Below are 23,252 nucleotides of genomic sequence, written 5' to 3' on the forward strand. Positions count from 1 at the left end.
CACCTCATCCTCAACGACCACTACTCGCGCAGCCTCGTGCTGCTTGCCCCGGTGTCGGCGCGCAGCCAGGGGCCAACGGGCATCTAGGGTGATCGCGCGTCAAGCGGTTGCCCCATCAACCGTCCATCTGGCCGCGCCTCTTGGGTAGCCCCCTGCTCCTGATGGCCCTCTCAACGCGATCCCGGCCCTGTTCCGTGAGCATGTAGTGGCCGCGGCTCTCCCCCTGGCAGAGCAGGCCCTTGGACATCAGTGAGCGCAGGATGGCCTTCATCGTCTGGCGGTTGAAGTGCAGGTCGAACGCTGCCCTCAGGTCGGACAACCCCAGGGGGACACCTTGTCGGCAGATGTGCGCCAGCACCGCGAACTCCCAGGGGAACAGCCGCCCACCTCGCCGCCCGTACCGCTCCTTGGACTCCGCGACCCCCTGTTCAGGCCGAGTCGGTGCCACCGGTGCCGAGTCGGCGTCGTCCCAGGGCCCAGGGTTGTCGACGGCGCTGAAGACGGCCAGCTCCCGCCCGTACCCGACGGCGAGAACACCCTCTGTCATAGACAGGGCGCCCACTGCGTCGGGCAAGGTCACGGTGGCATGCGGCTCGCCGGTGTCGGCGTCCCAGAAGCGGATGGTGTTGCCGAGCGGGGAGGCGGTGACCACTACCGGGCGGCCGGACGAATCGCCGACAGCGATGATCGGCGCATGGCCGACCGGGACGAAACACCGCGGCCGGCCGGTCTCCGCGTCCCACACGCGAAGCCGTCCGTCGTCGTACGCGGCAGCGACCAAAGATCCGCCTACCGTGGCGCCCAGGGCGACGCTCAGCACGCCCGCGCCTGCCGCCGAGAGGTTTCTGCGCAGAGTGCCGGATACGGGGTTCCACAGTCCGACGGCGCCATCGTGGTGGCCGATGACGGCCACCGGCTTCTCCCGGATCCGGCCAGCGGCAACGGCTGAGACACCCTCCCGGCCCTGCAGGCCGCCAGGGAGCGGGCGTCCGGAAGTGAGCGAGTGGACGTGCAGCCGTGCGCCGTCGCCCGGGTCGACGGCCAGCACGACGGGGCGCCGCCTCGACCCGCCCACCACCAGGACCGAGAGTGGTGAGTTCGATGGAGCACGCTGCCACTTCCGCTCACCCGTTTCAGGCCTACGGGCGGTCAGCCTTCCGTCGTCGGTGGCAACGACCGCGACGGGGCCTTCCCGCGTCGGGCCGAGACCCACTGCCGTCACCTTGGCCGTGCCGTTGAGATGGATCCCCTCGGACCTGCCGTCCGATGTGGTCAGCACCCGCAGTCGTTCGTCGCCGCACCCGGCGGCGACCAGGATCCGGCCGTTCACTCTCTCGACGGTAAGGGAGTTGACCGGTAGCGGGAACGTGATGCTGCCTGCGGTCTGAGCACGACGGTCGTCGAGCGCCCACACGCGCGCCGTGGAGTCGTATCCAGAACTGACCGCCACCGGGCGACCCGCGACGTCTGCAACGCTGATCTCGCGCGGCGTGTCCGTGTGGGCGGTGAACGTCTGCCGTAGGCTCCCGTCCGCCAGATTCCATTCGTGCAGGGTGTGGTCGGCGGAGGCTGACAGCAGTACGTATCCGGACAGGGAGTCGAGCAGCCGAGCCCTGCGGTCTCGCTCGGTTCCGTGTCGCATGCGCTGTCTGGTGCCCTTCGGCGGGGTGGGGACGTCCGCGTTTCGGCTGTGCGGCGGGTCGGATGCCCGGGCGGAGGGGGTGAAGTACGCAGCCAGCGCGCTGATTTCACCGAAGTGTCCGGCGAGCTGGCGCAGCGGTCGTCCGCCCCGTTCCAGTTCCCACAATCGGATCGTCCCGTCCGCTCCACCGGTGACGGCCACACAGTCGGCCCCGGTGTCGACGACCGCAAGCGTGGCCATGGAATCCGGCGAGCAGTTCAGGGTGGTGAGCAGGTCGCCGCCGAGGAGGTCGAAGACACGCCCGGTGCCGTCGGCATGGGCGACGAACACGGCTGGTCGCTGGCCTACGTGAACCGCAGCGACAGCGGTGACGGGGGAGTCGCCGATCCGTACCCGGTGCTGCCGTTCCGCTCCCGTTCTGGGGTCAAGTGACAGCAGTTGCCCCTGGCCTACGACGGCGATGACGTCGTCCGCGCCGGTGTCGGTGACGACCACGGCGCCCGGCGAGGGCACGGCGGTGAAGAGCTGATGGGCCGTCCCCGTGCCCGGGTCGCGCATGCTCACCGTGCCGTCGCTGCCGTAGGTCACGAGCGTGAACGCGCCGTCCAGGTCGCACGGTTTGATCTCGCGCACCTCGCCCTGATGAGCAACCTCCTCCCACAAGATCGCACCACTGCGCGGATCCCAGCAGCGCAGGATTCCGTCCTCTGCGGCTGTGACCACGACGAAGGGGTGGGGGCCTCCTACGGCGACGGCCGTCAGCGGCGCAGTGTGCCCGTGCGCCTCGTGGTGCAGGGTGCCGGTGGTCAGGTCCCAGACTCTGGCCACCTTGTCGCCCACCGAGGTGGTCACCGCGAACGACCACCCGTCGACGGTTCCGGTGGCCACCGACGAGACCGCCGTGTCGTGGGCGAGGGCGGCCCGGAGCGCGAAACTGATGGTGCTCGCTGTGGACCAGCGGCACTGCCACGGCGTGGGCGGCGCGTGGCGGGGGTGGTAGAGCCGGCGGCTGATGTCCGGCCACTGGTGGCGGGCGGCGTCGACCGCCAGGATGTGGCGCCGCGCATCCGGTCCGACGGAGACGTGCTCCTTGAGTGAAGCCCGGTAGACCGGCAGCGCCTGGGTCGGCGTCTCGGCCTCCAGCAGGGCTCCGAAGCCCAGTACCGAGTGGGGGTCGGCGTGGACGAGGAACTCCCAGTCCTGGAAGAGCCGCCGCAATTGACCGGACTCTGCCGCGTGTTCGGCGGCGTGCCGCAGCAGGTACGGCGAGGCGAGGTCCCAGCGCGGGGTGTTGTCCACATCGATGGGGGCGGTGAGTCGGCCGAAAACCCGGGAGGCAATGGAGCGCAGGCGTTTCTCCTGGACCGAACGGGGACCCGCCTGCTCCGCCCCTTGGAGTTCCTCCGACGCCTCCCCTTGGATTTCGCTCATGCCGGCTCGTGCTTCGTTCATGCCGCCGAGGCCAGAAGTCGGGCCACTTCGGTCGACTTCAGGTAGTACTCAGCGTGATGGAATTTGAACCCCTGGTGGATGACACCGTGTTCGTCGCTGTCGACGCCGCGGAAGCTGCGTGAGATCCCCTTGATGGGAATGGCGACCGGGTCTCCGGGGTCGGCCAGATTCGCCCAGCGACCCACCGCCCGAGGTCGCACGCCCATGCCGCCCTCGGGAGTGGGAACCAACCGATCGAAGATCACCTTGGGAACGGCGAGCGGCGAGCCCACCGTCACCCACAGCGGGACGTGCGGTGTTCCCTCCTGGTGCAGCGTCTCGTACGCCACGACGGATCCCAGGGAATGAGCGATGAGAACGTCGGGCCGATGCTCGACGATCGTTTCGTGCAGCCGCCTCTGCACTTCCTCTCGTGCCGGGCCGGGGGTCCGGTAGGCGGTGACCTCCTTGGCCCAACGGACCATGAGCCACTCCATGAGCCACTCGGGGCACGCCCAGCTCTCCGCGATGTCGGCGATGCCGTCTCGCAGCAGGGTGGTCAACAGTCCCTGAGCCAGGCGTCCGGACTCGGCGCCGCTGTTCGAAGACTGGGTTGCGAGGAGCCCGCGCAGCGTTTCCTCCTCCGCCTGCGTAAGGTCCTCCAGTTCCGTGTCGTCGCTCTGGCGGCCCTTTTCGCGCAGCAGATCGGCATAGTAGACGACCTGTACGTCTGCGTCGTCGACGCCCAGGTGCTTGGCCCAGACGGCGGAAAGGTTCCGGGTGGCCGTTTCGGCCGACTCCCCCGGCCGGTGGTTGCCGATTCCGTGGATTCCGACGATCTTCACTCCGGTCCTCCGGTGGAGTAGGGAAGGGCTTTGAGGTAGTCGGCCAATCCCTGGTGGAAGAGCCGGTAGAGCGTGGACCCGTCGCTCTCGACGCCGGTACGCAAATAGAAGCGGCCTGCCTCCAGAAGCATCCGGACGTTGTGATCGCCGACCTCGGGGTCGAACTCGGGCGCGACGCAGACAACGGCGTCCGTGGGGAACCCCTCCCCCTTGGCCCAGGCCACTGCGGCCAACACGGCCCGCAGGCGGGGGCCTTCCGGGTGCAGGCTCAGGTCGAGTTCCAGCACGCCGGGGAGCGTGAGGGGGACGCTCGCGCCCAGTTCCTCGGCGGCTTCCACGTCTGCCGGCGCCTCAAGCGTCTCCAGCGCCCGGCCGTAGATGCGTGCCACTAGGAACGGACCCCACTCCTGTGTGGCCCGGGGGTCCTTCGTGAGGGTGGCGGCGATCGTCTGGGCCAGCGTGGTGCGGACGGAGCGCCGGGATGCATCGCAGTAATCGGGGAGTCCGGCGAGACGCAGCACGAGGTGGTGGGCAAGGTCGGCCCGCAGCTCGTCCACCGGTACGTCGTCCAGGTCGAGCAGCGTCCCGCGCCGCGCGGCCTGCCCCAACAGCGGCTGAAAGCGCGTGCCGCGCCGCGTGCCGACGAGGAGCCGGACGATGGGCTGGCCATCCGGGCGTACGCCCTCCACCAGCGGCAGCAGCAGCCGCTGCATCAGGTCGACGGGGTCGTCGGCCTCATCCAGGGCATCGAAGATCAGCGGCGGCACGGCCGGGAGCAGAGCCAGCGCCTCGATCAGATCGGGTACGGTCCACGGCTCGGCGCTCCCGGTGTCGCGGCCGGCAAGCCGCCACTGCAGGGCCAAGGAAGTGACTACGGCTTCGAGGTCGCGGTTGCGCGCGTGGATCGCCGCCAGCATCGGGTTCGGTGAGGGAACACCGTCGGGCTGCTGCGCGGCCAGGTGCTTGCGGATGTCGGGTGCAGCCCGGACGATCTCCTCGTGCCCGGCGCAGACCAGCGACCCCAGCAGGGCCGACTTGCCGGACCCGGGTGCGCCGGTGACGACACGCAGCCCACCGCAGGCGGGGTCGTCCACCCAAGGGGCGAGTTCGGCAAGCTGCCGGGTGCGACCCACAAAGTGATCACCGACCCGATCCATGAAGTGCTCAGCGCCCAGGTCGGCGACGAACGCCCGCACAGGGGGCTCGACCGCCTGGAGCCGTTCCAACCGGGGGTCGCTGACCCAGTTCGGGTTGGCGAAGAACGGCAACTCGAGCGGCTGCGAGGTGTCGACCTTGGTGGAGTGGACCTTCTGTCTACTGTTGATCTCGCTCAGCCGGAGCTGGATCGCCGACGTCACCCGGTCCCACCGGACGTAACGCAGCAGAGGTGACGTATCGAGGCCGTTAGCGGCGATCTCTTCCAGAACTTCGGCCACAGCGGTGCTGAACGCACCGTCGTAGGCCGCACGGTCCGGACTCGTGGCCGCGATCACCCAGGCGTGCAGCTGATCGTCGGGGATCTGAGCCAACTGCGCGATCCGGGCCGTACGTCCGGCACGGCACAGGTCGACCAGGAACAGCATCGGGTGCGGCAGACCGTTGGCCTCTTGGACCCAGAGACTCACATCAGTGCCCACCCCGGTGTCGCCGCAAGACGGCACCATGGCCAACCGCTCCGAGCCCTCGGCCGCCTTGGTCCGCCCCCTGCCCGCCGGCATCGTCGTGCCGTGCGAGATCACGTGCACAATGCGGTACTGCTCTTCGCTCGCGTCGGTCCAACTGCGCCGCACGGTCTTGCGGTCGGGCTCTCGCACCGCTGTGACGTCGTACGCGAGCTTCGAGTAGGCCTGCTCCAACCTGGACATCAGGTCCGGCACGAAGGGGAGTTCATCCCACCCGTGCACACCGGGTAGCGGTTCCTCGCCCTCAGCAACAGCCGGGGCGAACCGGCTCACGCCCATCAGCAGCGCCCGCGACGGATCAGCCCCTCCGGGCGTCGCATCCCCCATGCCGCTCCTCCCCCACCCGGGAATGCCGACCAGCGGCCCCTTGCGGAGACCACCCGGCGATCGTACCGGCCGACCAGGTCAGCAACTGCTCGGGCTAGAGTCCAAGGCACAGGACGCAGGCCCAGGACGCAGGCCCAGGACGCAGGCCGAGCAGCCCGTTGCGGCCGCGCGGCCTGCCGTCTCTGCGAGGCTCTCGACAGCCTCACATCCGCACGATCTGCGCCTGCGCCACCACTCGGAGTGACCCGTTCGGCAACGGAAGGGGCGCGAAGAGCCCCGTCCGTCCCCCGGCCGCTCCGCGCGAGCGGACCCGTCGATGTCACGGACGGTCCGCTCGCGCTCCTCGGGGCTCAGCCTGCCCCATCACCGCGCTGACTGCGGCAGCTCCGCGTCCGGCGTCACCGCTCGCCCGCCAGGTCCAGATCACCGGCCCTGGACCCACTCGCCTCCGGTTCCACCGGCTTCGGGCGACGCCACGGGTGGGCGATCGGACGGGCGATGGGGCGCCACCACGGATCCACGGGCAGCGTTCCGGCAGGCTCGAAGGGCTCGCCCGGGCGCGGGAGCGCCACCAGCTGGTCGGCCCCCTCCGCAGCGTCGACCGTCCACTCCCCCGGCTCCGCCCAGGCGTGCAGGGCCAGGTTGAAGGTGCCCCAGTGGATCGGCAGCATCGTCCCGCGCGGGACGCCGCCCTGCAGGTCGAGGTGGGCGCGCATGCCCTCCTCCGGCGTCATGTGGATGTCGGGCCAGTACTCCGAGTAGGCGCCGATCTGGATCATGGTGGCGTCGAAGGGCCCGTGCTCGGCACCGATCTCCTCGAAGCCGGGGAAGTATCCGGTGTCCCCGCTGTGGTAAATCCGGTGCTCGGCGCCCGCGACGACCCAGGACGCCCACAGGGTGTGCTGCTGGTTGCGCAGGCCGCGGCCGCAGAAGTGCCGGGCGGGGGTGGCCGTGAGCGAGAGGCCGGCGATCTCGGTGCTCTCGTTCCAGTCCAGCTCGCGCAGCCGGTCGGCCGGAACGCCCCAGCGTTCCAGGTGCGCGCCGACGCCCAGCGGGACGGCGAAGACCGTGTCCGTCCCGGCCAGCGCCTTGATCGTCGGCAGGTCGAGGTGGTCGTAGTGGTCGTGCGAGATGACCACGACGTCGACCGTGCCCAGCGAGGCCAGCGGAACCGGTACGGGGTGCAGTCGCTTGGGGCCGGCGAAGGGGAAGGGGGAGCATCTCTCGCCCCACACCGGATCGAACAGCACCCGGCGCCCGTCGATCTCCGCCAGCACGCTGGAGTGTCCCATCCAGGTCAGCCGCAGGCCGCTCGCGGGCGGCTTCGCCAGGTCCGCGAGGGTCGTCGGGTGGACCGGGATCGGTGCGGCGGGGCTGCGCCGCTCCCGCTGCTCCCGATGGAAGTAGATCTTCGCGAACTCCGCCATCGACCCCGAGGGCCGGTTCCGGGCCCCGACCGGGTTCTGGAAGACGCCGTCGGCGAAGTTCGGCGAACGGCGGATCCGCTCCAGCCGGGCACCGGACGGGTCCGCACCGAAGGCTTCGGGCCGCAGGGCACGCAGCCGCGGACGCAGGGGACGGGAGCCGGTCAAAGCGCCTCCAGGGAGGATGGGGTCAGGATGGTCGTGCTCTACGACCATCCCAACGCACACCGGCCCCGAAGGATTCCGCTTCCGGCTCCTCGCCCGCTACAGCGGCAGCAGGTCCGGCCGCTTCGCCTCCACGTGGTCCCCGGAGGACTCCCCGCGCAGCCGTCGGCCGATCCACGGCGCGAGGTGTTCGCGCGCCCACTGGATGTTGTCCCGGGTGACGTCCACCGAGCCGCGCGGCTGCTGCGGGGGCCACGGCTGGTCGGGGTCGGCCGGCACGTCCAGCCCGAGCACCTGCGCGGCGCGCAGCGCGACCCGCGTGTGCCCCTCGGGCGAGAGGTGCAGGCGGTCCGTGTCCCAGGCCCGCCGGTCCTGTACGGACTTCAGCGACCAGAGGTCGAGCACCGGGCAGTCGTAGCGGTCGGCGATGGCGCGGACGTGCGCGCTGTACGTCGCCACCTTGCCGCGCAGGTGCTTGAGCACCGGTACGCCCCGGGTGTCGAAGCCGGTGGTGATCATGACCTGGCCCACGGCCCCGGTGAGGTCGGCGACGGCCGCCTCGAACCGCTCCGCCACGTCGTCCGGGTCGGTGCCGGGCCGGATGATGTCGTTGCCGCCCGCGCAGAAGGTCACCAGGTCCGGTGCGAGGGCCTTGGCCCTCGGAAGCTGGTCGGCCACGATCTGGTCGAGGAGCTTCCCCCGCACCGCCAGATTCGCATACCGGAAGTCGTGCTCTTCGCGCTGATCGGCCAGGAGCACGGCGAGCCGGTCCGCCCAGCCGAGAAATGAATCCCCGGGTCCCGGGTCCCCCACGCCCTCGGTGAAGCTGTCCCCGATCGCCGCGTACGAGCCGATGGTCTTGAGTTTCGTCGTCGTCGCTGCCACGAGAACCCATCCTTCACTCCCGTAACCAACCTACGCCAACGTAATGAGGGGTTGACGGACCGTGATCTGTACCACGTCGGGGATAAGGAATAAGTACACATGGGGCCGGGACCCCCCTCGGGTCCCGGCCCCACGCGTGTCTGCTCCTTCCTGCGGCGGGTGCCGTCAGAGGCTCGCGCCCTTGGAGCGGAGGTAGGCGATCGGGTCCATGTCCGAGCCGTAGGACGGGGTCGTACGGATCTCGAAGTGGAGGTGCGGGCCGGTCGAGTTGCCGGTGGACCCGGAGAGGCCGATGGCCTGCCCCGCGGTGACGCTCTGGCCGGAGGAGACGGAGAGCTGGGACAGGTGGGCGTACTGGGAGTACTTGCCGTCCGCGTGCCGGATGACGACCTCGTTGCCGTACGAGCCGCTCCAACCGGCGGAGACCACGGTGCCCGCGCCGACGGCCTTGACGGTGGTGCCCATGGCGGCGATGAAGTCGACGCCGGTGTGATAGCCGGAGGACCACATGGCACCCGCGACCTTGTACTGGGTGGAGATGCCGCCGCTGACCGGCGCCACGAAGCCGGCGGTCGACTGCGGCGCGGCGGCGGGGGCCTCGGCCCGGGGCTCGGCGGCGGCTTCCGGCTGCGCCGGGGCAGCCTGCTCGGCCTGCTTGCGGGCCGGCTTCGGCGCGGCCGGCGCGGCCTGCTCCGCATCGGCTTCGGGGGCCGGGCCGGCCTCGGCCTCGGCGGGCGCCGGCGCGCCGGGACCGCCGAGGTGGAGCTTCAGGCCCGGGTGGATCAGCGACGGGTTGCCCCCGACGGCCTCGCGGTTGTCGGCGTACAGCTGCTCCCAGCCGCCGGACAGGTGGCGCTCGGCCGCGATCTTGGAGAGGTAGTCGCCCGGCACGACGGTGTAGACGGTCGGGGCGGCCTGCACGGCGGCGACGGGGGCCGCCTGCAGGGCGGCGGGGGCCTGCGGCGCCACCGCGGGGGTCACCGCGGTCGCGGTGGCCGGGGCGCCGGCCGCGTGGGCGCCGGCAGCACCGATCAGCGGCAGCGCGAGGGCCGCGCCACCGGTTCCGGCGACGGCGAAACCGCGGGAAAGGGAAAGGGACTTGGGGCGGCGGTGCTTACCCTTTGCAGGCATGACGAATTCCTCTCCGGCGCCTGCGAGGTGAGCTGTCGGGTTCGGACTGGAGATGTCCGGACGTACATGTAGGAGACATGCACGTCTTCACCCCGAGCCGTCCCGGCGAATGGATCTCCGGGTCGGCGGCTTACCTGGTTCCCCCGCTCCTGCCGCGCGAATAGGTCGGATGCGGTTTCCGGGAGGCGGCAGGATTTGGCGGTCCACCCGGATCGATCGCGAAGGTAATCCCTTGCGGCCGCGGGGAACAAGCCGTGAATTCCCTGACGGAATAACAGGCATGAGGGACCGCCGGAATTACCGTCACCCTGCGTCCATTCCCCACCGCCAACGACCGCCCCGACGGGGCCATTCGCCCTTAGCGATCAGGCACTCACGGTCACCGTATGATCTGGCTCACGGGGACGTGCCCGATCTCGCCTCCGGATATGGCAAGTTGGCGCCAAGTAGCGTAATTCGGACAGAGGGCCCAGGACGTGGCGGAGGAGTTGCTTTGACCCAGCAGATACAGGAGCCGGAGCTGTCCGGAGTGCGCAATTTCCGCGATGTGGGCGGATTGCCGACTTCTGACGGACGAACGGTCAGGACGGGACGACTGTTCCGAAGCGGACATCTCGCACATGCCACCGAAAGCGATGCAGAGTTCCTCGCCTCGCTCGGTCTCCACACCATCTTCGACTTCCGCAACGTCGCCGACCACGCGCTGGAGGGACCGGACGTCGAGCTGCCCGGCGTCCGGAACGTCAACATCCCGCTCTCGGACCCGGCCGACGGACGGGAGTTCTGGCGGCTGGTCCGCGACGGCGACCTCGCGCAGCTGCGCGAGATCCTGGGCGACGGCAAGGCGGCCGCCCGGATGTCGAACTCGTACCGCGAGATCATCCGGCAGCGCACCGCCGAACACGGTCGGGTCGTGCACGCCCTCGCCGGGGACAGCGTCCCCGCGCTGATGCACTGCGCGGCCGGCAAGGACCGGGCCGGCCTGTCGATCGCCGTCACCCTGCTCGCGCTGGGCGTGGAACGCGAGGCGATCGTGGCGGACTACCTGGAGTCGAACGCCCCGCACCGCCGCTACCGCGTGCGCCGCACCGACGAGTCGGCGGCCGCCCGCTCCCCCGAGGTGATGGAGCTGCTCGCGCCGCTCTTCGACGCCCGCGCCGAGTACCTGGTGGCCGCCTTCGACACCATCGACGAGATCTGGGGCGGGGTGGACCGCTACCTGGCGGAGGGCCTCGGACTGACGCCCGAGACCCTCGACCGACTGCGCGACCGGCTCCTGGTCTGACGCGGCGGGGAACGGCTTCCCCCCACGGGGTGGGCGGGCCGTCAGCGCGCCGCGACGGCCTGCTTCACCAGTGTCCTGCCGAAGTCCCAGATCAGCCCGGACCCACCGTGCGCCTCGTCCATGACCTCGCGGAAGGCCCCGACGAACCGGTCCACGTCCGCCTCGTCCACGATCAGCGGCGGGATCAGTTTGATCACCTCCAAGTGGTCCCCGGAGACCTGGGTGAGGATCCGATGCTTCTGCAGCAGGGGCACCACGACCATCTGCGCGAAGAGCCCCTTGCGGGCCGCCTGCAGCATGGTCCACCGGCTGCGCAGGCCCAGCGAGGACGGCCGGCCGAACTCGATGCCGATCATCAGCCCGCGGCCCCGCACCTCGTGCAGCAGCTCGTACTCGTCCACCAGCGCGGCGAGCCGCCCGCGCAGCAGGTCGCCCGTGGCCCGGGCGTTCGCCACGACCTCCTCGTCCTCCATGACGGACAGGACCGCGAGACCCGCCGCCATGGCCTGGGCATTGGAACCGAAGCTCGCGGAGTGCACGAGCACCCGGTCCATGGACGAGTAGACCTTCTTGAAGATCCAGTCCTTGCCCAGGGTCGCGCCGACCGGGACGTATCCGCCCGACAGCGCCTTCGCCACGCACACCAGGTCCGGCTCCACACCCGGCTCGTGCTGGTACGCGTAGAAGTCCCCGGTACGTCCCAGCCCGGTCTGCACTTCGTCCGCGATCAGCAGCGCCCCCCGCCGGTGCAGCATCTCCTGCGCGGCGAGCAGGAACCCCGGCGGGGCGGCCAGGACCCCCTTGCCCTGGATCGGCTCGACGACGAAGGCGGCCACGTCCCCGCGCTTCAGCTCGCGCTCCAGCGCCGCGAGGTCCCCGAGCGCGATCCTCGTGTCGGGGAGCAGCGGTGCGAAGCCGTCGCGGAAGCCGCCCTCCCCGTTCACCGAGAGGGAGCCCGTGGTCAGCCCGTGGAAGGCGTGGTCGCAGTAGAGGATCCTGGGGCGCCCGGTGGCGTACCGGGCGAACTTCAGGGCCGTCTCCACCGCCTCGGTGCCGCTGTTGCCGAAGAAGACCCGGTCCAGGTGCGGGCTGTACGAGAGCAGTTTCTCGGCCAGCAGACCGGGTAGCGGCTGGCAGTCGAACCGGGTCAGGTCGGCGAGCTGGGCGTCCAGGACGTCGTGCAGGGCCCGGCGGACGACCGGGTGGTGCCGGCCCAGGCCCATCACCCCGAACCCGGCGAGCATGTCCAGATAGTCGTTGCCCTCCGCGTCCCAGAAGTGGGCGCCCTCGGCCCGCTCGTAGACCTTGTCGAAGCCGATGGTGCGCAGCATGCGGGGCAGCTGGTGGTTGAGGTGCCGGGCGTGCAGCTCGTACCGCTCCGCGCCGCGCTCGGCGAGCAGGGCACCGAGGTCGAAGCCCGGGGCCCGGCCGCCCCCTTCCTCCCCTGGCCGCCCGCTCATGCCGACGTGTCCCGGTTGCTGGCGATCGTTTCGCGGGCCGCGCGCAGGGACTCCTTGAGGGAGCCCATGGTGGCGAGGACGGCGGTCGGCTCGTAGCCGCAGTGCGCCATGCAGTTCGCGCAGCGCGGGTCCTTTCCGCGGCCGTACTTGTCCCAGTCGGTGTCGTTGATGAGTTCGCGGTACGTCGGTACGTAGCCGTCGCTCATCAGATAGCAAGGGCGCTGCCAGCCGAAGAGGGAGTAATTCGGAATGGCCCAGGCCGTGCAGGGGAAATCGGCTTTCCCTTCCAGGAAGTCCAGGAAGAGCGGGGAGTGGTTGAGCCGCCAGCGCCGCCGGTTGCCGCCCGCGAAGGCCTTCCTGAAGAGTTCTCGGGTCTGCTCGACGCCCAAGAAATGCTCCTGGTCGGGTGCCTTTTCGTAGGCGTAGGCCGGCGAGATCATCATTTCGTCGACCTGGAGGTCGTCATTGAGGTAGTTGAGCACCTCGATGATCGTCTGCGGGGTGTCGGTGTTGAAGAAGGTGGAGTTGGTGGTCACCCGGAACCCGCGCCTCTTCGCCTCCTTGATGGCGGCGACCGCCTCGTCGAAGACGCCTTCCTTGGCCACCGACTCGTCGTGGCGCTCGCGCAGGCCGTCGATGTGCACGGCGAAAGCGAAATACGGGGAGGGGGTGAACTTCTCGATCTTCTTGCGCAGCAGCATCGCGTTGGTGCAGAGGAACACGTACTTCCGCCTCGCCACCAACTGTCGGACGATCTCGTGGATCTGCGGGTGCATCAAGGGCTCGCCGCCCGCGATGGACACCATGGGCGCACCGGACTCCAGTACGGCGCCGACCGCCTGGGCGACCGGCATGCGCTGCTTGAGCACCCCGGCCGGGTGCTGGATCTTCCCGCACCCCTCACAGGCCAGGTTGCAGGCGTAGAGCGGTTCCAGTTCGACGATCAGCGGGAACTTCTCGCGCTTGCGGAGCTTCTGTTCGAGAAGATACGTCCCGACCCTGATGGACTGGCGCAGCGGCATGGCCATCTGGCTCACCTCCTGGGGAGCAGCAACGAACGGTGCCATTCATGAAACGCGGGCAGTACGGCACGCAGGACACGGAAGGCCGATATTCCCCCGCGAACCGTGCCGATGCGGACGAGCTCGTGCTCCGGAGCGTCCACGATCACCCGGACGGCCGCAACCGGACGACCGCCGCCCCGGGTGGCGGTCCACAGGGTGGCCGCGGACTCCATGTCGACCGCGATGGCGCCGGTGGCGCGCAGGTGCGCGCGCTCCTGGCCGCGAACGACGTGGTCGGATCCGGTCAGTGCACCGCGGTGCACGGTCCGGCCCGGGACGGCCCGGGCCAGTGCCTCGGCGAGCAGGGCGCTGCCGGTGCACGTGACGGCCCCCAGCGGGTCCCGGGTCTCCTCGGCGATGACCAGGTCCCCGGGGTGCATGCCGGGGACCAGTCCGGCACAGAATCCCGTCGCGAGGACGGCGGCGAGGTCCATTCCCGGCCGCTCCAGTGCCCGGCCGACGGCCCGCTCGGCCGCGCGCGGGCCCATCCCGGTGCGCAGCAGGACGTGCCCGCCGGCCGGTCCGCGCGCGGGGCCGCGGCAGGCACTGCGCAGCGCCGCCTGCTCGATGCGCAGCGCGCAGGCCACCAGCAGCGGGTCGGGCCTGCGGGCCCGGTCCCCGCCGGCGGCGGGCATCACGACTCCCCGGCCGCTGCCGGGTGCGCTCCGGCCGGGGCGAACGGTTCCCCGTACAGGTAGCGGCCGAGCGCGGTGAGCGGGAAGACCTGACGGTACAAGTGGTAGTTGATGGAGAAGTCCCACGGGAAACCGGTACCGGTGAAGTACGGCTCGTCCCAGGTGCCGTCCTCCTGCTGGGTCTCCACCAGGTGGGCGATGCCCCGCTCCACCGCCTTGCCCTCGCGCTCACCGGCCGACAGCAGGGCCATCAGCGCCCAGGCGGTCTGCGAGGCCGTGGAGGCGCCCTTCCCGGCCCAGGACCGGTCCTTGTAGGAACGCTGGTCCTCGCCCCACCCGCCGTCCTCGTTCTGTACGGTTTCCAGCCAGCGCACGGCCCGCCGGATGGCGGGATGCCCCGGGGAGATCCCGGCGGCGGTGAGGGCCGGGACCACCGAGCCGGTGCCGTAGACGTAGTTGGTGCCCCAGCGTCCGAACCAGCCTCCGCTCGCGTCCTGTTCGTCGAGGAGCCAGGCGATGCCGCGCCGGGTCCGGGCGTCTCCCGCGCGGCCCTCGAACGCGAGCATCTCCACCACGTGGGCGGTGACGTCGGCCGAGGGCGGGTCGATGACCTCGCCGAAGTCGCAGAAGGGCAGCTTGTTGGGAAGGGGGCTGGTGTTGTCCGCGTCGAAGGCGCCCCACGCCCCGTTCCTCGACTGCATGCCGAGGGTCCAGGACACCCCGCGGGCGATGGCCGCCTCGACGCGGGCCGGGTCCGGGTGCTTGATCCGACGCAGGGCGAGGACCACCTCGGCCGTGTCGTCGATGTCGGGGTAGGTGTCGTTGTGGAACTCGAACGCCCAGCCGCCGGGGGCGAGCCCGGGCCGGCGCACGGCCCAGTCGCCCGTGCGGACGATCTCCTCGTCGAGCATCCAGTCGGCGGCCTTGACCAGCGCCGGGTGGTCGGGGCGCAGGCCCGCGTCGGCCAGGGCGATCGCGGCGAGGCAGGTGTCCCACACCGGGGACTGGCAGGCCTCGATCATCCGGGCGCCGTCCGCGCGCCACACCGCGAACCGTTCCAGGGACTCCAGTCCGGCGCGCATCACCGGATGCCCGAGGTCGTAGCCGAGCAGGTGCAGGGCGATGACCGAGTACACGGCGGGCGGCTGGATCCCGCCCCAGCAGCCGTCGTTCTCCTGTCGTTCGACGATCCAGCGGCCGGCGGTGGCCATCGCGGCCTTGCGCAGCCGGCGCGGGGCGAACCGCCGGTAGACGTGCAGGGCCTTGTCCATCCGCTGGAAGGCGCCGTCCCAGCTGGTCAGCGGGGCGAGTCTGCGGGCGGGGTGGGGGGTGCGGGCGTCGGTGTGCAGCTCGTCGAGGGCGAAGGGGGCTGGGCGGACCGGGCGCAGTGCGGAGACCACGGTGAGCGGGACGATGGTCTGGCGGGCCCAACAGCCGAAGTCGTAGATGTTCAGGGGCACCCAGGGCGGCAGGAAGACCAGTTCGGGCGGGAGTTCGGGCAGGTGCTCCCAGTTCCACCAGCCGAAGAGGGCCAACCAGATCCGGGTGAAGACGCGGGCGGCGGCGATCCCGCCGTGGGCCCGGATCCAGGCCGAGGCACGGGTCATGTGCGGGGCGTCCGGCGCGTCCCCGGCGAGGCGCAGCGCGACGTAGGCCTCGATGGTGGCGGACAGTTCGGGCGGTCCGCCGTGGAAGGTGGCCCAGGTGCCGTCCTCGCGCTGTTCGCCGCGGATGAAGAGGGCTGCGGCCCGGGTGGTGGCCTCGTCCCGGATCCCGAGGAACTGCCGCAGCAGCAGGTCCTCGGCGTCCATGGTGACGTTGGTCTCCAGGTCGCCCTTCCACCAGCCCTCGGGGTCCTGGCGGTCCAGCAGGTTGCGGGTGGCGCGCGCGGCGGCCTCGTACGCTCCCGGCCGGGTGCCGTCCGGCGGCCGGGGCAGGTCCGCGGCGGTCCGGCCCGGCCGGTCGGGCCCCGGGCCGGTGGACGGGTCCGCGGTGAGGGCACGGCCGCCGCCCCGGACGGTGTTCGGCGCGGGCGGGCCGCCCGGCTTCGCCGCGGGCGGCATCGTGGCCACGCCGTGGCGGCCGGCGGGCGGGGCCAACGGCCCCGGTTCGGCCGTCGGCGGGGCGCAGCGGGCGCTCTGCGCGCCGGCCGTGCCCGGCGGGCCGTACTCGGCCCGCGGGCCCGGCCGGCCGGCACGGGACGGGGCGGGCGGGCCCGGTTCCGCGGCCGGACCGCGGGCGCGCCCCACGCCGGGGCCTGCCGGGAGGCCCTGGGCGCCCGGGGTGGATTCGCTGCCGGCGCCGGCGCTCTCGGCGCTGCCGTCGGTCGTCGCTGTCATGGCTTCCCCTTAGAACAGTGTCCTCTGCTGTGCTGGGGTCTGCCGTCGGCCGGTGCGCGCCACGCTCAGGTGGCGGCGCCGGCCGGCGACTCGCGATTCATATCCGCTGTCGGGTGGCGATCACCTCTTGCGCACGACGACGAAGTCCGCGAGGGCCACGAGCTGGTCGCGCACGCGCTGCGGCATGTCGACGTCGTCCAGGGCCCGGATCGCGACGGCGTGTTGACGGCGCGCCTCGTCTGCGGTCCACCGGCGGCCGCCGGCCTCCTCGATGAGGGCCGCGCGGGCGGCGAACTCCTCCTCCGAGAAGTTCTCGAAGTCGCTGCTCTTGGCGTCGGCGGCGAGCAGTTCGGCGAGCTGCTCGGAAGCCTCCCCGCCGGCGGCGAGGGCGGCGACCACCGGCAGGGACTTCTTGCGCTGGCGCAGGTCGCTCCAGGTCTGCTTGCCGGTCGACTCCGGGTCGCCCCAGATGCCGAGCAGGTCGTCGACGGCCTGGAAGGCCAGGCCCAGGTGGTAGCCGTACTCCTCCAGCTTGTCGGCGGTGCGGTCGTCCGCGCCGCCGAGCACCGCGCCGATGGAGACCGCGCAGGCGAGGAGCGCACCGGTCTTGTTGCCCTCCATCTCCAGGCACTCCTCGACGCTGACGCGCTCGCGGTGCTCGTAGGAGATGTCCTGCGCCTGGCCGTCGATGAGCTTGCGGCTGGCGGTGGTCAGGCGGCGGGTCGCGCGGCCCGCCTCCACGGTGCCGAGCTCCAGCAGCACCTCGTTGGCCAGGGCGAACAGGGCGTCGCCGACCAGGATCGCGAGGGCCGGTCCGTGCACCTTCCACACCGTGTCGCGGTGGCGGCGCTGCTCGTCGCCGTCCATCAGGTCGTCGTGCAGCAGCGAGAAGTTGTGCACGAGCTCGACCGCGACGGCGCCCGGGATGCCGACCTCGGCCGCGGCGCCCGCGGCCTCGGCGGAGAGCAGCGCGAGCGCGGGACGCACGGCCTTGCCGCCGTCGCCGTCGGCCACGTTGCCCTGGGCGTCGATCCAGCCGAAGTGGTAGGCGGCGACGGTGTCCATGGGAGCGGCGAGCCGGTCGACGGCGGCGCGGAGCGCGGGGGTCGAGAGCGTACGGCCGCGTTCCAGGAGCACGATCGTGTCCGCCTTCTCCACGCCCCCTCCGGCTGTGCCCGCACTGGCATCCGTGTTCTCGACAGCCGGGTTGCCCGGGTTCACTGGCTCTCCTCTTGTTCCTGTACTTGCGGTGGTGCTGGTGCTGATGGTGCCGGTGCTGCTGATGGTGCTCGTCATGCCGCCTCCTGCAGAGGGTGTTCGCGGTGGCGGCCGAGCGCGGCGAGTGCGGCGTGGGCCGCGCTCAGTCCGCTCCGGACGGCGCTCTCCATGGTCGCGGGCCAGCCCGTGGCAGTCCACGCACCGGCGAGGTAGAGCCCCGGCGTGTCGGTGCGCGCCCCGGGGCGCAGCCGGCCGACGCCGGGGGTGGGGGCGAAGGTGGCCGTCCGCTCCCGGGTGACGAAGAAGTCCCTTACCTTGGCGTCGCGCGCGGCGGGCAGCAGCCGCTCCAGCTCGGGCAGGTACTTGGCGCGCAGGACTGAGACGGGCTCGTCGATGTCGTCCTGGGCGACGGACTGGGACAGGGCCAAGTACTGCCCTCCGTCGGAGAGTCCGGAGGATTCCGTGCGGTCGAAGACCCACTGGACCGGGGAGCCGAGGGCCGCGAAGAAGGGCTGCTTGAGCACCTTGCGGTCGTAGACCACGTGGACGTTGAGGATGGGTGCGGTGGCGATGTCCAGGAGCTTGTCGCGGTCGGGGAGGGCGTCGGCGGGGAGCAGTGCGTGCGCCTCGCGCTGCGGGACGGCGAGGACGACGGTGCCCGCCTCCAGGGACTCGTCCTCGGTGTCGATCCGCCAGGCCCCATCGGACATGCGGGAGATGTTCGCGACGCGGCTGCGCAGCTCGGTGCGCACGCCGGCCGCGTCGAGCGCCTTGCGCGCGAGGGTGTCGTGGAGTTCGCCCAGCGGTACCCGGGCCCAGCCGATGTCGGCGGCGCCCTTCTCGGAGAGCAGGCCGGTCTTGAAGACCATGGCGGCCAGGCCCAGCGAGGACTGCTCGGCGGTGGCGTTCAGGGTGGCGATGCCGACCAGGTCCCAGAGGGCCTCGATGGTACGGGCGGACTGCCCGTAGCGGCCGAGCCAGGTCGCGAAGTCCACGCCGTCGAGCGCCGGGTCGGTGGGGTCCAGGCGGCGCAGCGCGAGGGCGGCGCGGCCGACGCCCAGCCGTTCTGCGAGGGAGAGGTGCGGGTAGCGGGCGAGCGCTCCGGCCAGGTGCAGGGGCACGGGCAGGGCGCTGCGGCGCAGCCGGCCCAGGCGCGGCCCGCCGGGGCCGGCGACGTCCAGGACGGGTACGTCGAGCCGGTTCTGCAGGGGTGCGAGGGCGGCGCCGTCGATGCGGTCGAGGAACCACCGGTAGGCGGTGCAGCAGCGCAGGTAGACGTGCTGGCCGTTGTCGACTTCGAGGTCGCCGCGCTGGAAGGAGAAGGCGAGCCCGCCGAGCCGGGGGCGGCCCTCCAGCAGGGTGACCCGCAGCCCGGCGCCGGCGAGTTCGAGGGCGGTGGTGACCCCGGCGAGTCCGCCGCCCACGACGACGGCGTGCTGTTCGAAGCCGGTCATGAGCCCTCCCCCGTGGTGACGTCGTGGCCGGAGCCCGCCGGAAGAGACGCGGCGTCCGCCGCGGTGGTTGCGCGGGCGCCGTCCCCGCCGGGACGGACGGCCGGGCGCGGGCGCGGCGCGTCGGCCCGACGCACCGGGTGAGCACCCGGTGCGGTCCCCGACGCGCCGTGGGGACCCGCCGCCGGGCGCGGGGGGCGCGGGGTGGCGGACGCGCCGGCGCGCGCGGCCCGGTGCGCCGCGGCGAACGCGGCGGGACCGGCCGGCGCGTGCGGGGTCCGGGGGATCGTGGTCATCAGGCTCGCCTCCGGGCGTTCTGGCGGGAGACGGTCCGTGCGTCGAGGCCGGACAGGCCGCGCACGGCGACGTACGCCTTCTCGTGCGGCGGCAGCGACACGCGGCCCCGCAGCACCGCCTCCGGCTCCCGCTCGATGCGGTCCAGCAGACGCCGGTAGATGCCGGCCATGGCGGCCACGCAGGCGCCGCTGCGCCGGTCGAGCATCGGCAGCAGCCGGTAGCCCTCGGCGAACAGGGCGCGGGCGCGCCGGACTTCGTGGTGGACGAGTCCGGCGAAGTCGGCGCCGGCGGGCATCCGGTCCCTGTCGAAGCCTTCCGAGCAGCCGAACTTGGCGAGGTCCTCGGCGGGCAGGTAGGTCCGCCCGTTGCCGGCGTCCTCGCGAACGTCCCGGAGGATGTTGGTGAGTTGCAGGGCGAGGCCGAGGGTGTCGGCGTACTCCGCGGCGCGCGCGGCTTCGTCAGCCGCGAGGCCCGGGGCGTTCACCGTGCCGAACACGCCGAGCGAGAGCCGTCCGATGGCCCCGGCCACGCAGCGGCAGTAGGTCCTGAGGTCGTCCCAGGTCTCGTAGGTCTCGCCGCGGACGTCCATCAGGACCCCGTCGATGAGCTCGTCGAGACCGCCGAGCGGGATCGGGAACCGGCGCGCGGCGTGCGAGAGGGCGACGGCGACCGGGTCGGTGTCGTCCTCGTCGACCTCCTCGGCGAGGATCCGCCCGAGCAGGGCGCGGGTCTCCTCCAGCCGGGCGAACTTGGCCTCGGGCGCCAGCGTGCCGTCGCCGATGTCGTCGACCCGCCGCGAGAAGGCGTACAGCGCGGACATCGCCTGCCGCTTGTCGGTCGGCAGCAGCCGGATGCCGTAGGCGAAGTTGCGCGCCTGTGAACCGGTGACGGCCTCGCAGTAGCTGTAGGCGGCCTGGACCGGTGCGGACACGTGTGTGGGGCCCTCCACGGTCGGGCTCACCCCTTTCTCGGCGCTGTGCGCAGGACGGCGGCCACCTCGCGGAGCAGGCCGCTCTTGGTGGGACCCGGCGGGCCGGGGAGTACGTCGAAACCGGCGGCGGTGACGGCTCGCAGAGCCGCGCGCCCCCCTCCCACGAAGCCCGCGAGCAACAGCCGGAGTCTGCCGTGCACGCTCCCCACGAGCGGGGTGCCTTCGTCCAGCAACGCGCGTGCGCGCTCGGTTTCGAATGCGACCAGCGAGCGTACGGACGCGCCGGCGGACGGGGCCGCGAGCTCCGCCTCGGTCACGTGGAAGCGGCGCAGGTCCTCGGCGGGCAGGTAGATCCGGTCGCGACCGAGGTCCTCGGCGACGTCCTGGATGTGTTCGACGATCTGCAGGGCGGTGCAGACGGCGTCGGAGCGGCGGATCCGTTCGGGGGTGCTGGTGCCGGTGAGGGCGAGCACCAGGCGGCCGACCGGGTTCGCGGACAGCTCGCAGTAGCCGGCCAGGTCGGCGTACGTCTCGTAGCGCGAGACCCGCTGGTCCTGGCGGTTGGCCTCGATCAGGGCGAGGAACGGCTCGGGGGTCAGGTCATGGGCGCGGACGACGGGCCGCAGGGCCTGCAGCAGCGGGTGCCGCGGCGCTCCGACGGGGCCGGAGCCGTTGAAGACGCGGTGCAGGTCGGCTTCGAGGGCGTCGAGCATGGCGGGCCGGTCGTCGACCGCGGCGGGGTCGAGACCGAGGAGCACGGCGTCGCGCCCGCCGGGGGCCAGGTCGCCGTCGCCGATGTCGTCGACGAGGCGGGCGTACCCGTAGACGGCCGTCAGCCCGTCGCGCCAGGCGCGGGGCAGGAAGACGGGAGCGACGGGGAAGTTCTCCGCCGCCGCCTTGTCGAGGGTGGCACTCACGTGGACCGTGTCGGCCGGGGGTCGGATGCCGAGCCCCGGGGTCACCGCCCGCCGCCCGGGGCGGGGACGGCCGTCATGCCTGGGGGCCGGAGAATTCCCGTAGCCATTGCCGTCACATCTCCCGTTCTACACTGCCGACCCATTACATACTATTTCGGACACGCCGCCGGGGGATTCCCCGGGCTGCCCCAAGGCCCTTCAACTGCGGGGAATCGTCCCCTCTTGCCGCGATTGAGGACCGCCTCAGCTTACGCTGTAGAACGTCGCGGAGCCCTCCCGGGTATTCGCTCCGCCACCGAATGTCGCCGCGAAATGCAAGTACACGATTGAGGCCCCCGCCGCGCTGAGCGGCGGGGGCCTTCGGGTGAAGCGGAAAAGCGCCGGAAGGGGGCGCCGCGCGACCCGGAGGTCAGCCGTTGGTGGCCTTCTCGTATGCCGAGACGACTTCGTCGGTGGGCCCGTCCATCAGGAGCTCGCCCTTCTCCAGCCACAACACCCGGTCACAGGTGTCACGGATGGACTTGTTGTTGTGGCTCACCAGGAAGACCGTGCCGGCCTTCTGCCGCAGTTCGCGGATCCGGTCCTCCGAACGCACCTGGAAGCTGCGGTCACCGGTGGCCAGGGCCTCGTCGATCATCAGGACGTCGTGGTCCTTGGCCGCCGCAATGGAGAAGCGCAGGCGCGCCGCCATACCGGAGGAATAGGTGCGCATCGGCAGGGAGATGAAGTCGCCCTTCTCGTTGATGCCCGAGAAGTCGACGATGCTCTGGTAACGCTGCTTGATCTGCTCGCGGCTCATGCCCATCGCGAGACCGCCGAGAACGACGTTCCGCTCGCCGGTGAGGTCGTTCATCAGGGCCGCGTTGACGCCCAGCAGCGAGGGCTGGCCGTCGGTGTAGACCTTGCCCTCCTCACAGGGCAGCAGGCCGGCGATGGCGCGCAGCAGGGTGGACTTGCCGGAGCCGTTGGAGCCGATGAGGCCGATCGCCTCGCCGCGGTAGGCGGTGAAGGAGACGCCGCGCACGGCGTGGACCCGCCGGACGCCCGGGGCGTCGCCCTTCTTCCGGCGGACTATCTTGCTGAGCGCGGCGGTGGCCGCGCCCTTGCCGCTGCTGCCGGTGTTGACCCGGTAGACGATGTGGACGCCGTCCGCGATCACGGTGGGGACGCGCCCCTGGGTGTTGTCAGCCACGGCCGTAACGCTCCTCGGACTTCCAGAAGTACACGAAGCCGCCGAGGCCGATCACCACGGCCCAGCCCACGGCGAAGGCCCACACGTGCGGGGGCAGGTTGTCGGCGGTGTAGTCGTTGATCAGGGCGAACCGGATGAGGTCCATGTAGATCGCGATCGGGTTCCACAGCAGCAGGTCGCTGATCCACTGCGGCTGTTCCTTGAGGTAGACCCCGATGGGGAACATGACGCCGGAGGCGTACATCCAGGTCCGCATCACGAACGGCATCAGCTGCGCCAGGTCGGGGGTCTTGGAACCCGCCCGCGCGAAGATCATGGCCAGACCGGTGTTGAAGACGAACTGGAGCGCCAGCGTCGGGATCACCAGCAGCCAGGAGAGCTTCGGGTAGTTCCCGAAGCACATGGCGATGACGAAGACGACGATCATCGAGTACAGCAGCTGGCCGAGCTGCTGGAGCGAGAAGGACACCGGCAGGGAGGCGCGCGGGAAGTGCAGCGCCCGCACCAGGCCGAGGTTGCCCGAGATCGCCCGGACGCCCGCCATCAGCGAGCTCTGGGTGAAGGTGAAGACGAAGATGCCCACCACCAGGAACGGGATGTAGACGTCCTTGGGCATCTCCCGGCCCGCTTTGAGGATCAGGCCGAAGATCAGCCAGTAGACGACCGCGTTGAGCAGCGGGGTCGCCACCTGCCAGACCTGGCCGAGCTTCGCCTGGCTGTACTGCGAGACCAGCTTGGCCCTGGAGAAGGCCATGATGAAGTGGCGCCGGCCCCAGAGCTGCCGCACGTAATCGCCGAGGCCCGGTCGGGCGCCGCTGACCGAGAGGCCGTACTTCCTGGCGAGCTCCGCGGGGCTCAGCCCCGCGTCGTCGGACAGCGGCCTGCTCGTGGCGAGGGCGCCGTCGTGGGTTGTGTCACTCACAAGTTGAAA

At 71.4% G+C, this 23,252-nt stretch carries 18 protein-coding genes and 1 riboswitch; of the genes, 1 reads left to right on the forward strand and 17 read right to left on the reverse strand.

Annotation, left to right across the window (positions count from 1 at the left end; genetic code table 11):
• Positions 1-115: 115 nt before the first annotated feature.
• The 6 genes from ACIQK6_RS25745 to ACIQK6_RS25770 all read right to left on the reverse strand — a co-directional run bounded on the left by ACIQK6_RS25745 (position 116) and on the right by ACIQK6_RS25770 (position 9,532).
• Positions 116-3,073 (reverse strand): WD40 repeat domain-containing protein, encoded by a 2,958-nt coding sequence (locus tag ACIQK6_RS25745; protein WP_402695544.1) that lies wholly within the window; start codon positions 3,071-3,073, stop codon positions 116-118.
• A 17-nt stretch (positions 3,074-3,090) separates the two neighbouring features.
• Positions 3,091-3,918 carry a hypothetical protein gene (locus tag ACIQK6_RS25750; RefSeq protein ID WP_329097415.1) on the reverse strand — a complete coding sequence of 276 codons (828 nt, stop codon included), beginning with the start codon at positions 3,916-3,918 and terminating at the stop codon, positions 3,091-3,093.
• The gene (locus ACIQK6_RS25755; RefSeq protein ID WP_402695545.1) at positions 3,915-5,822 is read right to left on the reverse strand and encodes an ATP-binding protein; all 1,908 of its coding nucleotides are present in this window, start codon (positions 5,820-5,822) and stop codon (positions 3,915-3,917) included. Before ACIQK6_RS25755 ends, ACIQK6_RS25750 begins: the two co-directional genes overlap by 4 nt.
• 503 nt (positions 5,823-6,325) lie before the next feature.
• Positions 6,326-7,519: an MBL fold metallo-hydrolase gene (locus ACIQK6_RS25760; protein WP_402695546.1), complete on the reverse strand. Its 1,194-nt coding sequence runs from the start codon at positions 7,517-7,519 to the stop codon at positions 6,326-6,328.
• Positions 7,520-7,615: 96 nt separating this feature from the next.
• A complete protein-coding gene (locus tag ACIQK6_RS25765) occupies positions 7,616-8,401 on the reverse strand; it encodes an SGNH/GDSL hydrolase family protein (RefSeq protein ID WP_329097419.1) in 786 nt (261 codons plus the stop codon).
• A 165-nt stretch (positions 8,402-8,566) separates the two neighbouring features.
• Complete coding sequence (locus ACIQK6_RS25770; RefSeq protein ID WP_329097420.1) at positions 8,567-9,532, reverse strand: LysM peptidoglycan-binding domain-containing M23 family metallopeptidase; 966 nt, start codon at positions 9,530-9,532, stop codon at positions 8,567-8,569.
• Positions 9,533-9,536: 4 nt separating this feature from the next.
• A riboswitch (cyclic di-AMP (ydaO/yuaA leader) is annotated at positions 9,537-9,733 on the reverse strand.
• Between the two features lie 292 nt (positions 9,734-10,025).
• Here ACIQK6_RS25770 and ACIQK6_RS25775 point away from each other — a divergent pair.
• A complete protein-coding gene (locus tag ACIQK6_RS25775; RefSeq protein WP_402695547.1) occupies positions 10,026-10,817 on the forward strand; it encodes a tyrosine-protein phosphatase in 792 nt (263 codons plus the stop codon).
• A 41-nt stretch (positions 10,818-10,858) separates the two neighbouring features.
• On the opposite strand, the gene ACIQK6_RS25780 is transcribed toward ACIQK6_RS25775, so the two are convergent.
• From ACIQK6_RS25780 to ACIQK6_RS25830, 11 genes are all read right to left on the reverse strand, one after another.
• Positions 10,859-12,277, reverse strand: coding sequence for an aspartate aminotransferase family protein (locus ACIQK6_RS25780; RefSeq protein ID WP_329097424.1), 1,419 nt, complete (start codon positions 12,275-12,277; stop codon positions 10,859-10,861).
• On the reverse strand, positions 12,274-13,305 hold the full coding sequence (hpnH, locus tag ACIQK6_RS25785; RefSeq protein ID WP_329097425.1) for an adenosyl-hopene transferase HpnH: 1,032 nt from the start codon (positions 13,303-13,305) through the stop codon (positions 12,274-12,276). The genes ACIQK6_RS25780 and hpnH overlap by 4 nt, the downstream gene beginning before the upstream one ends.
• Before the next feature lie 5 nt (positions 13,306-13,310).
• On the reverse strand, positions 13,311-13,976 hold the full coding sequence (locus ACIQK6_RS25790; RefSeq protein ID WP_329097427.1) for a 1-hydroxy-2-methyl-2-butenyl 4-diphosphate reductase: 666 nt from the start codon (positions 13,974-13,976) through the stop codon (positions 13,311-13,313).
• Positions 13,976-16,315 carry a squalene--hopene cyclase gene (gene shc, locus ACIQK6_RS25795; RefSeq protein ID WP_329097429.1) on the reverse strand — a complete coding sequence of 780 codons (2,340 nt, stop codon included), beginning with the start codon at positions 16,313-16,315 and terminating at the stop codon, positions 13,976-13,978. Before shc ends, ACIQK6_RS25790 begins: the two co-directional genes overlap by 1 nt.
• A gap of 120 nt (positions 16,316-16,435) precedes the next feature.
• Positions 16,436-17,611: a polyprenyl synthetase family protein gene (locus tag ACIQK6_RS25800; RefSeq protein ID WP_402695548.1), complete on the reverse strand. Its 1,176-nt coding sequence runs from the start codon at positions 17,609-17,611 to the stop codon at positions 16,436-16,438.
• A complete protein-coding gene (gene hpnE / locus ACIQK6_RS25805) occupies positions 17,608-18,987 on the reverse strand; it encodes a hydroxysqualene dehydroxylase HpnE (protein ID WP_402695549.1) in 1,380 nt (459 codons plus the stop codon). Before hpnE ends, ACIQK6_RS25800 begins: the two co-directional genes overlap by 4 nt.
• Positions 18,984-19,280, reverse strand: a complete 297-nt coding sequence (locus ACIQK6_RS25810; RefSeq protein WP_402695550.1) for a hypothetical protein — start codon at positions 19,278-19,280, stop codon at positions 18,984-18,986. The genes hpnE and ACIQK6_RS25810 overlap by 4 nt, the downstream gene beginning before the upstream one ends.
• On the reverse strand, positions 19,280-20,242 hold the full coding sequence (hpnD, locus tag ACIQK6_RS25815; protein ID WP_329097433.1) for a presqualene diphosphate synthase HpnD: 963 nt from the start codon (positions 20,240-20,242) through the stop codon (positions 19,280-19,282). The genes ACIQK6_RS25810 and hpnD overlap by 1 nt, the downstream gene beginning before the upstream one ends.
• Complete coding sequence (hpnC, locus tag ACIQK6_RS25820; RefSeq protein ID WP_329097435.1) at positions 20,239-21,129, reverse strand: squalene synthase HpnC; 891 nt, start codon at positions 21,127-21,129, stop codon at positions 20,239-20,241. The genes hpnD and hpnC overlap by 4 nt, the downstream gene beginning before the upstream one ends.
• Before the next feature lie 409 nt (positions 21,130-21,538).
• Positions 21,539-22,321 (reverse strand): ABC transporter ATP-binding protein, encoded by a 783-nt coding sequence (locus tag ACIQK6_RS25825; RefSeq protein WP_329097437.1) that lies wholly within the window; start codon positions 22,319-22,321, stop codon positions 21,539-21,541.
• Complete coding sequence (locus ACIQK6_RS25830; protein ID WP_329097440.1) at positions 22,314-23,243, reverse strand: ABC transporter permease; 930 nt, start codon at positions 23,241-23,243, stop codon at positions 22,314-22,316. The genes ACIQK6_RS25825 and ACIQK6_RS25830 overlap by 8 nt, the downstream gene beginning before the upstream one ends.
• Positions 23,244-23,252: the final 9 nt, after the last annotated feature.

It is taken from the genome of Streptomyces sp. NPDC091682 (assembly GCF_044756625.1).
GTDB lineage: Bacteria > Actinomycetota > Actinomycetes > Streptomycetales > Streptomycetaceae > Streptomyces.